Origin of the sequence: Rhodanobacter sp. FW104-R8, from assembly GCF_001617365.1 — a bacterium.
Taxonomy (GTDB): Bacteria; Pseudomonadota; Gammaproteobacteria; order Xanthomonadales; family Rhodanobacteraceae; genus Rhodanobacter.
The window spans coordinates 29,685-42,814 of record NZ_LVJR01000118.1 but is presented as its reverse complement, the minus strand read 5'-3'; the positions used below and the strand labels follow the sequence as shown (position 1 = coordinate 42,814).

Genomic DNA, 13,130 nt, shown 5'->3' with positions numbered 1-13,130 from the left:
TTTTTCTTTGGGCGCGGTTGCTGTGGCGACCGCAGGTCGCGACCCGCAACAGGTCACCGCCAGGGGCTTTATCCTTCGAAGGCCCGACGCCCCCCCCGGGGAGGCCTTCGTCTTTGGCGGGGTTGGCCGCCGCCGCTGTGGCAATCGCAGGCGTGGGGCGCGACCCGGCACAATGCCGACGAGCTCCCGCCGGCTGGCACGTCACGGCACGCTGAGCGCCAGGGGAAGCTGCAGGCCATCGCTCGACGCATCGGCCAGTTGCTACTCTTCGCCAAAGGGTTCATGGGAAAAGGTGGCCGTGGCGCGACGCTACATGTTGGCGATAGATCAGGGCACGACCAGTTCGCGCGCGATGTTGTTCGATCGGGCCGGCACGGTGGCCGGCATGGCGCAACACGAGTTCCGCCAGATCTTCCCGCAGCCGGGCTGGGTGGAGCAGGACCCGCGGGAGATCCTGGCCAGCGTGTTGGCGACGGTGGCCGAGGTACTGGCCTCGGCTCGGGTCGACACCGGCGAGTTGGCCGGCATCGGCATCGCCAACCAGCGCGAGACCACCGTGGTGTGGGATCGCCGCACCGGTCAGCCGGTCTACAACGCGATCGTGTGGCAGTCGCGGCAGAGCCTGGCGGTGTGCGAACGGCTGGAGGCGGACGGCTATGCGCCGCTGGTGCGCGAGAAGACCGGGCTGCTGATCGATGCGTATTTTTCCGGCAGCAAGATCCGCTGGATCCTCGATCACGTCGATGGCGCCCGTGCCCGCGCGGAGCGTGGCGACCTGCTGTTCGGCACGATCGACAGCTGGCTGATCTGGAATCTCAGTGGCGGCAGGCTGCACGTCACCGATGCCAGCAATGCCGCGCGCACGCTGCTGTTCGACATCCACGCGCGGCGCTGGGACGACGAGCTGCTGCGCATGCTGGACATCCCGCGCAGCCTGTTGCCGCAGGTGCGTCCGTGCAGCGAGGTCTACGGGCTCACCGCAGCCATGCCCGGCCTGCCGGCCGGCGTGCCGATCAGCGGCGTGGCCGGCGACCAGCAGGCGGCGCTGTTCGGCCAGGCCTGCTTCACGCCCGGCATGGCCAAGAACACCTACGGCACCGGCTGTTTCATGCTGATGAACACAGGGACGCAGGCGGTGCCTTCGCGGCACGGCCTGCTGACCACGATCGCCTGGGAGCTGGACGGCGTCGCCGAGTACGCGCTGGAAGGCAGCATCTTCGTGGCCGGTTCGGTGATGCAATGGCTGCGTGACGGCCTCCACATGCTGACCTGCGCCAGCGAGTCGCAGGCCTGCGCCGAGAGCGTGGATTCCAGCGACGGCGTGTACCTGGTGCCGGCCTTCGTCGGGCTGGGCGCCCCGTACTGGCGCAGCGACGTGCGCGGCGCGATGTTCGGGCTGTCGCGCGGCACCCGCAAGGAGCACGTGGTGCGTGCGGCGCTGGAGTCGATGGCCTACCAGTCGCGCGACGTGCTGGCCGCGATGGAGGCCGACGCCGGCATCCCGCTGAAGGAATTGCGCGGGGACGGCGGCGCGATCGCGAACGACTTCATGGCGCAGTTCCAGAGCGACATGCTGGGCGTGCCGGTGCTGCGGCCGAAAATTGCCGAGACCACCGCGCTGGGCGCCGCCTACCTGGCCGGCTTGGCTGTGGGCTTCTGGGAAAGCCGCGAGCAGATCGCGGCGTTGTGGCAGGTGGATCGACGCTTCGAACCGGCAATGGACGAATCGGTCCGCGAACGCCTGTACCGCGGCTGGCGCGATGCGGTGAGCGCCACCATCGGCTTTCGCGTCGGCTGAAACGCACGAGGCCCGCGCGTGGCGGGCCCCGTCGCCGCAGCGTCGAGGCGGGTCAGTCCAGCGCGTAACCGAACTGGTCGAGGAATGCCGCGGCGAACTCGGCGTAGTCGAAGCGCTGGTTCTGGGTGCCCGGATGTTCCACCTTCAACGCGCCCATCAGCGAGGCCATCCGGCCTACCGTCGGCCAGTCCTTGCCGCGCATGATGCCGAAGATCAGGCCGGCGCGGTACGCGTCGCCACAGCCGGTCGGATCCACCACCCGGCGTTCGCGCGCCGGCGGAATGAGGTGGCTGTCGCCGCCCACGTGGATGACCGAGCCCCGCGGGCCCTGGGTCACGATGTAGGCGGTCACCCGTTCGGCGATCTCGGCGGCGCTCCAGCCGGTGCGCGCCTGCAGCAGCTGCGATTCGTAATCGTTGACGATCACGTAGGTCGACTTGGCGATCATTGCGCGGAATTCGTCGCCGCTGAACAGCGGCATCGCCTGGCCGGGGTCGAACACGAACGGCACGCCGCGTGCGGCGAACTCCTCAACATGCTGCAGCATCGCCTCACGGCCGTCCGGGGCGACGATCGCGAAGTCGATCCCGGGGATGTCGCGCACGTGGTTTTCCTGCGCGCTGGACATCGCGCCGGGATGGAAGGCGGTGATCTGGTTGTTGTCCAGGTCGGTGGTGATGAAGCACTGCGGGGTGAACTGGTCGTCGAACACGCGAACGCCGTCGAGCCGGATGCCGCACTGCTCCATGTGCGCGCGGTACGGCGCGAAGTCCTGGCCCACCGCGGCTACCGGCAGCGGGTCGCCGCCGAGCAGCTTGAGGTTGTAGGCGATATTGCCGGCGCAGCCGCCGAACTCGCGGCGCATCCGCGGCACCAGAAACGACACGTTCAGGATGTGCATCTGGTCGGGCAGGATGTGGTTCTTGAACTGGTCCTGGAACACCATGATGGTGTCGTAGGCCAGCGATCCGCAGATGACGGCAGACATGATGAGCGGGAGCCCCGGGCAAAGGTGGAAAGGTCGCGGATGCCGCGCTCGGCCGGATGCCGAAGCGGCCGGTTCCGGCCAAAGACTCGAATCGTACCGTCATCCGCCCGTATTGGCGAATTTTTGCGATCGCGTCGAGTTCATTCCGCCACGCAGAAAGTGTGCTTATGGTCGTGTTGTGGAAGGGTTTCTTAACGTTATTGTCCTTGCGCATGCCTGCCACGCTGACTAGACTGGCCAGCTTACTTTTTAGCCAAGCCGAGCCACGGCGGACCCATGTTCAAGAAGTTTCGCGGGATCTTTTCCAACGACATCTCCATCGACCTCGGCACCGCCAACACGCTGATCTACGTGCGTGGACAGGGCATCGTGCTGAACGAACCCTCGGTGGTGGCGATCCGCCAGGACCGCGGCCCAGGCGGCCCGCGCACGATCGCGGCGGTCGGCGGCGAGGCCAAGCGCATGCTGGGCCGTACCCCGGGCAACATCGCCACCGTGCGGCCGATGAAGGACGGCGTGATCGCCGACTTCACCATGACCGAGGCGATGCTGCAGCACTTCATCAAGCAGGTGCACAAGTCGCGCCTGCTGCGGCCGAGCCCGCGCGTGCTGGTCTGCGTGCCGTGCGGCTCCACCCAGGTGGAGCGGCGCGCGATCAAGGAATCGGCCGAAGGCGCCGGCGCACGCGACGTGTTCCTGATCGAGGAGCCGATGGCCGCGGCGATCGGCGCCGGCATCCCGGTGCACGAGGCGCGCGGCGCGATGGTGCTGGACATCGGCGGCGGCACCTCCGAGGTGGCGGTGATCTCGCTCAACGGCATCGTCTACTCGCAGTCGGTGCGTGTGGGCGGCGACCGCTTCGACGAGGCGATCATCAACTACGTGCGGCGCAACCACGGCACCCTGATCGGCGAATCCACCGCCGAGCGGATCAAGCTGCAGATCGGCTGCGCGTTCCCGCAGGGCGAGGTCAAGGAGATCGAGATCTCCGGCCGCAACCTGGCCGAGGGCGTGCCGCGCATGTTCACGATCAACTCCAACGAGATCCTCGAGGCGCTGCACGAGCCGCTGGCCGGCATCGTGGCGGCGGTGAAGTCGGCGCTGGAGCAGACCCCGCCGGAACTGTGCTCCGACGTTGCCGAGCGCGGCATCGTGCTGACCGGCGGCGGCGCGCTGCTGCGCGACCTCGACCGGCTGATCTCCGAGGAGACCGGCCTGCACGTGCAGGTGGCGGACGACCCGCTGACCTGCGTGGCGCGCGGTGGCGGCAAGGCGCTGGAGCTGATCGACCAGCACGGCAGCGACTTCTTCGCGCCCGAATAACAGAGCCTGCTCATGGCCTTCGAGCGCCCCGCGTTGCCATTGAGTGGCCGCCAGGTGGTAGGGCGTGGCGCAGGTCTGACTGGCTGCCAGGCCAAGCCGCGCGCTGCCGCATGGCGGCCACTCGATGGCAACCCAAGCACCTATAAATTCCGGGGCCGGGTCTGTTTGCGCGCATGCCGGCGTCATCACTCGGTCGTGGAAGGACGTCCACTCCTCGCTCCTCAAAGCCGGCGCCATCCATGGCGCCTGCCCGCGTGCCCTCGTTCTTCCTTGGCCTGCGCGCAAACAGCTCCCGGCGCGGGGCGCTCGAAGACCATGAGCAGGTTCTAGCCATGGCGCGCACGCGCGACGAGTCCTCGCCGCTGTTCGCCGGCAACGCCGCGGGCACGCTGCGGCTGATCGTCTACCTCGCGCTGGCCGTGGTGCTGATGGTGCTCGACCATCGCAACGGCTGGCTGTGGCGCCTGCGCTACGCCACGGCGGCCGTGGTCGAGCCGGTGTACCGGCTGGCCGGATTGCCGGCGGCCGGGATCCGCGCGGTGAGCGTGACCTTTGCCGATCGCCAGCGGCTGACCGAGCAGAACCAGCGCCTGCGCGAAGACCTGCTGCTGGCCAATGCCAAATTGAACCGGATGGCCGCGGTGGCCGAGCAGAACCAGCGCCTGAAGGAACTGCTCGACACCCAGCACAGCCTGAAGCTGAACGTGCAGCTGGCGCGGGTGATCGGCGTGGACCTGGGCGCCTACCGCTATGCGCTCACCCTGAACATGGGCGCCCGCGACGGGGTCAGGCCGGGCCAGCCGGTGATCGATGCGCGTGGCGTGATGGGCCAGGTGAAGGAGGTGCTGCCGACCACCTCGATGGTGATGCTGATCACCGACCCGTCGCATGCGATCCCGGTGGTGATCGAGCGCACCGGCCTGCGCACGGTGGCCTACGGCTCGCGCGACGGCGCCCAGCTCAGCCTGCCGAACATTCCGCAGGCCGCCGACGTGCGCGTTGGCGACAAGCTGCTCACCTCCGGTCTCGGCGGGCGTTTCCCGCCGGGCTTTCCGGTCGGCGAGGTGCGTTCGGTGGCGCCGTCGGCGAGCGGCATGTTCCTGGTGGCGATGGCGCGGCCGTCGGCGGATCTCGACCGCAGCGAGGACGTGCTTCTGCTGCACGACCAGGCCGAGCCGGACGGGCCGCCCGCGCCGGTGACGCCGATGGGGCCGCCGCGTGATCTGGCGCCCGCCGCCTCCGCCTCCGCCTCCGCCTCCGCCCCGTCGGCGGCCAGCGGGGTGCGGCGATGAACCGGCAGCGGCTGAGCCTGTGGTGGTTCGCCGGCACGCTGGTGTTCGCCCTGCTGTCGATGCTGGTGCCGCTGCCCGGGGCGCTGGAGCCGTTCAAGCCGTACTGGCCGGCGCTGCTCCTGTTGTACTGGTCGCTGGAGTCGGAGGACCGCGTCACCCTGGGGCTGGCCTTCATGGTGGGCCTGGCCACAGACCTGCTCAACGGCGTGGTGCTCGGCGAGCAGGCGCTGCGCCTCACCGCGCTGGTGTTCATCGCGCTGCGCTTCCGCTCGCGGCTGCGTTTTTTCCCGATGTGGCAGCAGGCGCTGGCGGTGCTGGCGCTGCTGCTGAACGACCGCATCCTGCTGCTGATCGTGCGCGTGCTCGCCGGCGCCTCGCTGCCGCCGGCGAGCTGGTGGATCTCGCCGTTCGTCGGCGCCGCGCTGTGGCCATTCCTGTTCCTGCTGCTCGACGACCTGCGCGCGCGGCTGCGGATCCAATGAGACATGAACCAGTGACATGAAGCCCCGGCGCTCGATCAAGGATCCCCGCGGCGAAAGTCTGCTGTTCCGGCGCCGCGCGCTGGCCGGCTTCGTGCTGATCGTGCTGTGCCTGTGCCTGCTGCTGAGCCGCTTCGTGTTCCTGCAGGTGATGCATCACGACGAGTTCGTCACCCGCTCGCAGGCCAACCGGGTCAAGCCGCGCGCGATTCCGCCGGCGCGCGGGCTTATCTACGACCGCAACGGCGTGCTGCTGGCCGACAACGTGCCGGCGTTCCGGCTGGAAGTGGTGCCCGAGCAGATCAAGAACATGCCGGCGATGCTGGCCGAGCTGGGCAAGGTGGTGCCGCTGGACCCGGACGACCTGGACGCGTTCCGCAAGCAGCTCCGGCAGAGCCGGCGCTTCGAGAACGTGCCGCTGAAGATGCGCCTGACCGAGGACGAGATCGACCGTTTCGCGGTGAACCGCTGGCGCTTCCCCGGCGTGGACGTGGTGCCCTACCTGACCCGGCGCTATCCGCTGGGCGGGCTGTTCGCGCACGTGGTGGGCTACGTCGGGCGAATCGACTCCGAGGACCTGGACCGGCTCGACCCGGTGCGCTACAAGGGCACCAGCCACGTCGGCCGCAGCGGCATCGAGCGCTCCTACGAGAACGTGCTGCACGGTACCCCGGGCTACGAGCTGCTGGAGGTGAACGCCGACGGGCGCACCCAGCGCGTGCTGGAAACGCATGCGCCGACGCCGGGCAGGAACCTCTACCTGAGCATCGACGTGCGCCTGCAGAAGGCCGCCGAATCGGCCTTTGCCGGGCGTCCCGGCGCGGCGGTGGCGATCGACCCGCGCAACGGCCAGGTACTGGCGATGGTCAGCGTGCCCACGTTCGACCCCAACCTGTTCGTCAACGGCATCAGCCAGGCCGACTACAGCGCGCTGACCGGCGACCCGGACAAGCCGCTGTACAACCGCGCGTTGCGCGGCGTGTATCCGCCGGGCTCCACGGTGAAGCCGCTGGTCGGCCTGGCCGGGCTGGAGACCGGCATGCGCACGCCGCAGGACACCGTGGTCTCCACCGGCGTGTTCTACATTCCGGGCCAGCAGCGCGGCTACCGCGACGACCAGCGCGGCGGCGTGGGGCGGGTCGACCTGGTCGGCGCGATCGAGCAGTCGGTGAACACCTATTTCTACAAGCTCGCGCTGGACATGGGCATCGACCGGTTCAGCGAGTACATGGGCAAGTTCGGCTTCGGCCGACCCACCGGGATCGACCTGATCGGCGAATCCTCCGGCGTGCTTCCTTCGCGCGAGTGGAAGGCGGCCAACTTCCGCCAGCCGTGGTACCCCGGCGAGACGGTGATCGCCGGCATCGGCCAGGGTTTCTGGGCGGTCACGCCGTTGCAGCTGGGCCACGCCATCGCCACCTTCGCCGGCCACGGCGTGCCGTACGCGCCGCGCCTGGCAATGGCGACCCAGGACGGCGTCAGCGCGCCGCCGCAACCGCTGGCCAACCCGCCCAGCGGTCCCTCGGTGATCCGCAAGCCGGCCGACTGGCACGTGGTGAACCAGGGCATGCAGCGGGTGATCTACGGCGCCAGGGGCACCGGGCGCCGGCTCGGCGTCGGCTTCCCGTACCTGATGGCCGGCAAGAGCGGCACCGCCGAGCGCTTCTCGCGCACTTCCGAAGCCTACGACACCAACCGCAGCACGGCCTACCTCGCCAGCCGCCACCGCGCCTGGTTCGTCGCCTACGCGCCGGCCGACAATCCGCAGATCGCGGTGGCGGCGATTCTCGAATCCGGTGCCTGGGGGGCGGAGGCGGCCGGGCCGATCGTGCGCACGATCCTCGATAGCTGGCTGGCCGCGCACGACGGCGTGATTCCCGGCGCGGAGCGCTTGCCGGTGACGGCGGCGCCGCTGGCGCCGATCGCCGCGCCGGCCGCGAATGCCCCGCCCGATGCCGGTGTGGAAGACAACGAGCCGGTCGAGGACCTGCCGGCACAGGCCACCACCACGGGAGGCACGCCATGATCGAGGCGCTGTACGCACGTGCGCGCCGCTTCCTGCGCCGCATCCTGACCCGGCCGCGGATCGACCTGCCGCTGGCGTTCAGCCTGTTCCTGCTGGCCTCGATCGGCCTGGTCACGCTGTACAGCGCCGGCGACGGCAATCTGGCGCTGGTCGGCGGCCAGGCCGCCCGTTTCGTGCTGGGCGGCGCGCTGCTGCTGGTGGTGTCGCGCATCCCTCCGCCGGTGCTGCGCAGCTGGACGCCGTGGCTGTACGCCGGCAGCACCGCGCTGCTGGTGGTGGTGGCGATCCTGGGCGAGGGCCGCGGCTCGATCCGCTGGCTGGACCTCGGCATCATGCGCTTCCAGCCGTCCGAACTGCTCAAGCTGACCATGCCGATGATGGTGGCCTGGTACCTGCACCCGCGGCAGCTGCCGCCGGGCTGGAAGGACATCGTGATGGTCGGCCTGCTGATCGCGATTCCGGCAGGGCTGATCGCCGAGCAGCCGGACCTGGGCACCGCGGTGCTGGTGACCGCGGCCGGCGCGTTCGCGCTGTTCCTGTCCGGCATGGCGTGGTGGCGCATCGGCCTGCTGGTCGGCGCGGTGGCCGGGATGATCCCGGTCGGCTGGCACTTCCTGCACCAGTACCAGCGCGACCGCGTGCTGACCCTGCTCAACCCCGAGTCCGACCCGCTCGGCAACGGCTGGCACATCATCCAGTCGCAGATCGCGGTGGGCTCCGGCGGCGCCTTCGGCAAGGGCTGGCAGCACAGCACGCAGTCGCGGCTGGACTTCCTGCCCGAACACACCACCGACTTCATCTTCGCGGTGTTCTCCGAGGAGTTCGGCCTGGTCGGGGTGGCCGCGCTGGTCGCGCTGTACGCGTTCATCATCGGCCGCTGCCTGTGGATCGCGATGGAGGCGCGCGACACCTATTCGCGCCTGCTCGCCGGCGCGATCGGCATGAGCTTCTTCGTCTACGTGTTCGTCAACGGCGGCATGGTCGCCGGCATGCTGCCGGTGGTCGGCGTGCCGATGCCGCTGATCAGCTACGGCGGCACCTCGGCGGTGTCGCTGCTGACCGGCTTCGGCGTGCTGATGTCGATCCACGCCAACCGCAAGATGCACATCTGATTCGGCGGGAGTGGGACCTTCACGCCCCTGCGCTTCACGCAGCCTTTTCCTTTGAGCGGTTACGTTGCGGCCTTGGGGTCAGCCTGTTGGCGCAACCATCGCATCCGGAAGGGGGAGTTCCATGTCGAGCAATCCCGATTCGCCATCGCGTCGCGACTTCCTTCGACACTCTCTGGCCACCCTGCCTGCCGTGGGCCTGCTGGGACCTGTCACGCTTGCCCAGGCGCAGGGTGCAACCACCGAGGGCGCCAGCTACGCCCCCCGCTATTTCACCGAGCCGGAATGGGCGTTCCTCAAGGCAGCGGTGGATCGCCTGATTCCCGCCGGCGACGACGGGCCCGGCGCGCTGGAGTCGGGTGTGCCTGAGTTCATCGACCGCGAGATGGAGGCCGCCTACGGCCACGGTGGCCTGTGGTACATGCAGGGTCCGTTCGTGCCGGACACCCCGCCGACGCTTGGCTACCAGTTGCGTTTCACGCCGCGCGAGCTGTACCGCACCGGCATCGCCGCCGTCGACGGCTGGTGCCGGAAGCAGCACGACAAACCTTTCGCCGCACTGGAGCCCGAGGCGCGCGATGACGTCCTTCATCAGCTGGAGAAAGGGACGGTCGCACTGGAGCAGTTGCCCGCGACTGCCTTCTTCGGCCAACTGCTGCAGAACACCAAGGAAGGCTATTTCGCCGACCCGATGTACGGCGGCAACAAGAACATGGGCGGCTGGAAGATGATCGGCTTCCCCGGTGCGCGGGCGGACTACGCCGACTGGATCGAGCAGCCGGGCAAGGCCTATCCGTTCGGCCCCGTGTCCATCCGCGGAGACAAGCCATGACGCGGATGAAGCCCGTCGACGCGGTGATCGTGGGTTTCGGCTGGACCGGTGCGATCATGGGCATGGAGCTGACCGAGACCGGCCTGGATGTGCTGGCGCTGGAGCGCGGCAGCTACCAGGACACGTCGCCCGACTGGGTCTATCCGAACATTGCCGACGAACTGGCCTACGGCATCCGCGGCAAGCTGTTCCAGTCGCTGGCGCGCGAGACCGTGACGGTGCGGCACGCGGTCGGCGAGGCGGCCGTACCCTATCGCCAGTACGGCTCGTTCCTGCTCGGCACCAATGTCGGTGGCGCCGGCACGCACTGGAACGGCCAGCACTACCGCCCCTCGCCGGAGGACCTGGAATTCCGCAGTCACATCGCCAAACGCTACGGCGAGAAGTTCATGCCGGCGGACATGCAGATCCAGGACTACGGGGTCAGCTACGACGAGCTTGAACCGTTTCTCGACCAGTTCGAGTATGTCTGCGGCACCTCCGGCCGCGCGGGCAACCTCGACGGCAAGCTGATGGACGGAGGCAACCCCTTCGAGGGCGTGCGCAAACGCGGCTATCCCAACCCGCCGGTTGCCGATACCCACAGCGCCAGGTTGTTCGCGGATGCCGCGAAGGCCCTCGGCCACAAGCCGTTTCCGCAGCCGGCATCGAACGCATCCCGGCCCTACACCAATCCCTACGGCGTGCGGCTGGGGCCATGCAACCTGTGCGGTTATTGCGAGCGCTTCGGCTGCTTCATGTATTCCAAGGCGTCGCCGCAGACCACCATCCTGCCCGTGCTGATGCGACGCAAGAATTTCTCCCTGCGCACCGGCAGCCATGTCACGCGGATCAACCTGGACTCCACCGGCAAGCGAGCCACCGGAGTCACCTACATCGATGCCCAGGGCCAGCAGGTGGAGCAGCCAGCGGCCTTGGTGATCGTGGCCGCGTTCCAGATGCACAACGTGCGCCTGATGCTGTTGTCGGGCATCGGCAAGCCCTACGACCCGGCCACCGGCACGGGCGTGATCGGCAAGAACTACGCGTACCAGATGATGAGCAGCATCGGCCTGTTCTTCGACAAGGACACGGCCATCAACCCGTTCATCGGCGCGGGCGCCGGCGGCTCGCAGATCGTCGACGATTTCAATTCCGACCATTTCGATCACGGTCCCCACGGCTTCATCGGCGGCGGTTACATCATCGGCGGCCAGACCGGCGGCCGGCCCATCCAGCAACTGGCCGTGCCGCCCGGCACGCCGGCCTGGGGTGCGGCGTGGAAACGCGCAGCGAAGGACAGCTATCTGCACACCACCTTCGTCGGCACCCACGGTTCGGTGATGGCCTACCGCGACCGCTACCTCGACCTGGATCCCACCTACAAGGACGCGTTCGGCCAACCGCTGTTGCGCATCACCTTCGACTGGCACGACAACGAGTACAAGATGACGCGCTTCGTCACCGATCGCGCGCTGGCAATCGTCGAGCAGATGAAGCCGCGCCAGCATTCGCTGACCATTCGCAAGCCGGGCGACCACTACGACATCCGCCAGTACCAGACCACCCACACCACCGGCGGCGTGATCATGGGTACCAGCCCCGACACCAGTGCGCTCAACCGGTTCCAGCAGAGCTGGGACGTGCACAATGTGTTCGTCACCGGCGCGTCCGCGTTCCCGCAGAACCTCGGCTACAACCCCACGGGTCTGATCGGCGGCCTCACCTACTGGTCGGCCAGGGCAATCCGCGACACCTACCTCAAGAACCCTGGCCCGATGGTGCAGACATGAGTACCGGAGCCAAGCGTTCCCGGCGCGGACGCAGTCTGCTTGGCGCCCTTTTTGTGCTGATCGCGCTGGTGCTGTTGGCGTGGCTGGCAACCCTGCTTTTCCGCGGCGGCGGCGACGCGGCGGCGACGCTTCCCGGGACGCCCTCCGACGCACAGGTCAAGCAGGGCGAATACCTAGCGCGCGCGGGTGACTGCTTCGCCTGCCATACCGCGCCGGGTGGCAAGCCGTTCGCGGGAGGATTGCCGCTGGCCTCGCCCATCGGCACCATCTACAGCAGCAACATCACGCCCGATCCACGCACCGGCATCGGCGACTACAGCTACGGCGAGTTCGAGCGTGCGTTGCGCCGCGGCATCTCCCGCGACGGCCACACGCTGTATCCGGCGATGCCCTATCCGTCGTACGCCAGGGTCAGCGATCAGGACGTGCAGGCCCTGTATGCCTATTTCATGCACGGTGTGGCGCCGGTGCAGCAGGCCGACCGGAGTGCGGACATCCCGTGGCCGCTGTCGCTGCGCTGGCCGCTGGCCTACTGGCGCTGGCTGTTCGCCCCCGGCGTGCCGCCTGCCGGCGCGGCACCGCCACAGGATCCGGTGCTGGCACGCGGCGCCTATCTGGTCGAGGGCTTGGGACACTGCGGCGCCTGCCACACGCCGCGGGCGCTGACCCTGCAAGAAAAGGCGCTGAGCGATCATGACGGCAAGATCTATCTCAGCGGCGGCAGCAGCGACCAGTGGGTCGTGCCCAGCCTGCGCGGGGAGCTGGCGAGCGGCCTGGGCAGCGTCAGCGAGGCCGAGCTGGTGGCGTTGCTCAAGACCGGGCGCAGCGAGCGCGGTGCCGTCTTCGGCGGCATGGCCGACGTGATCCAGCACAGCACGCAGTATCTCAACGACGATGACCTCACGGCGATCGCGCACTACCTGAAATCGCTGGCGCCGCTGCGTCAGGAGGCGGCAGTGAGCTACGACCTGGCCACGCACAAGGCATTGCGCGATGGAGATGTCGCCGCCACCGGCGCGCAGCTTTATGTCGACAACTGCGCCACCTGCCATCGCACCGACGGGCAAGGCTACGGCCAGGTCTATCCCGCACTGGCAGGCAATCCCATGGTGAATGGTCGGGATCCGGGGTCGCTGATCCGGCTGGTGCTTCAGGGCGGGACCATGCCCTCCGGCCCGGGGGCACCGATGCAGTTCAGCATGCCGCCCTTCGATGCGCGGCTGAGCGACCGGCAGGTGGCCGATCTGCTCGGTTTCGTGCGGTCCAGCTGGGGCAACCGCGGCGGCGCGGTCGGCGCAGAGCAGGTGCGGGAACTGCGCGGGAAGGTGACGGCGGGTAAGGCCGGCATGACTGCCTACGATCCGCGCAGCCGATAGGTGCCAGCGCGGGGGTGCCGGAGACACGGCGCCCCCGGGAGCGGCATGGCTGGTCCCGGCCGGGCGCCTTCCGCGAAGACATGGTGCATGCGGCCTGACTGCCGGGCGCACGGTCCTTGGCCCGCGGCCCCGCGC

The 13,130-nt window shown here is 68.7% G+C and carries 10 protein-coding genes; 9 read left to right on the top strand and 1 reads right to left on the bottom strand.

Annotated features, from left to right (window positions below):
- The first annotated feature begins 298 nt into the window (after positions 1-298).
- Positions 299-1,798, top strand: a complete 1,500-nt coding sequence (gene glpK / locus RHOFW104R8_RS15425; protein WP_153021747.1) for a glycerol kinase GlpK — start codon at positions 299-301, stop codon at positions 1,796-1,798.
- 52 nt (positions 1,799-1,850) lie between these two features.
- Here the strand turns inward: glpK and RHOFW104R8_RS15420 are convergent, their stop codons facing one another.
- Complete coding sequence (locus RHOFW104R8_RS15420; protein WP_068096287.1) at positions 1,851-2,786, bottom strand: carbohydrate kinase family protein; 936 nt, start codon at positions 2,784-2,786, stop codon at positions 1,851-1,853.
- Between the two features lie 276 nt (positions 2,787-3,062).
- On the opposite strand from RHOFW104R8_RS15420, the gene RHOFW104R8_RS15415 reads away from it, so the two are divergent.
- The 8 genes from RHOFW104R8_RS15415 (at position 3,063) to RHOFW104R8_RS15380 (ending at position 12,995) form a co-directional block, all read left to right on the top strand.
- Positions 3,063-4,109: a rod shape-determining protein gene (locus tag RHOFW104R8_RS15415; RefSeq protein ID WP_068096286.1), complete on the top strand. Its 1,047-nt coding sequence runs from the start codon at positions 3,063-3,065 to the stop codon at positions 4,107-4,109.
- A gap of 332 nt (positions 4,110-4,441) precedes the next feature.
- Entirely contained in the window at positions 4,442-5,401 is a 960-nt protein-coding gene (mreC, locus tag RHOFW104R8_RS15410; protein ID WP_068096283.1) for a rod shape-determining protein MreC, read from the top strand.
- A complete protein-coding gene (gene mreD, locus RHOFW104R8_RS15405) occupies positions 5,398-5,883 on the top strand; it encodes a rod shape-determining protein MreD (protein WP_068096281.1) in 486 nt (161 codons plus the stop codon). Before mreC ends, mreD begins: the two co-directional genes overlap by 4 nt.
- 16 nt (positions 5,884-5,899) lie before the next feature.
- The gene (gene mrdA, locus RHOFW104R8_RS15400) at positions 5,900-7,906 is read left to right on the top strand and encodes a penicillin-binding protein 2 (protein WP_068096279.1); all 2,007 of its coding nucleotides are present in this window, start codon (positions 5,900-5,902) and stop codon (positions 7,904-7,906) included.
- Positions 7,903-9,018: a rod shape-determining protein RodA gene (rodA, locus tag RHOFW104R8_RS15395; RefSeq protein WP_068096277.1), complete on the top strand. Its 1,116-nt coding sequence runs from the start codon at positions 7,903-7,905 to the stop codon at positions 9,016-9,018. Before mrdA ends, rodA begins: the two co-directional genes overlap by 4 nt.
- A gap of 121 nt (positions 9,019-9,139) precedes the next feature.
- Positions 9,140-9,847 carry a gluconate 2-dehydrogenase subunit 3 family protein gene (locus RHOFW104R8_RS15390; protein ID WP_068096275.1) on the top strand — a complete coding sequence of 236 codons (708 nt, stop codon included), beginning with the start codon at positions 9,140-9,142 and terminating at the stop codon, positions 9,845-9,847.
- Entirely contained in the window at positions 9,844-11,619 is a 1,776-nt protein-coding gene (locus tag RHOFW104R8_RS15385) for a GMC family oxidoreductase (RefSeq protein ID WP_068096273.1), read from the top strand. Before RHOFW104R8_RS15390 ends, RHOFW104R8_RS15385 begins: the two co-directional genes overlap by 4 nt.
- Positions 11,616-12,995, top strand: a complete 1,380-nt coding sequence (locus RHOFW104R8_RS15380) for a cytochrome c (protein ID WP_082823661.1) — start codon at positions 11,616-11,618, stop codon at positions 12,993-12,995. Before RHOFW104R8_RS15385 ends, RHOFW104R8_RS15380 begins: the two co-directional genes overlap by 4 nt.
- The last annotated feature ends 135 nt before the right edge of the window (positions 12,996-13,130 follow it).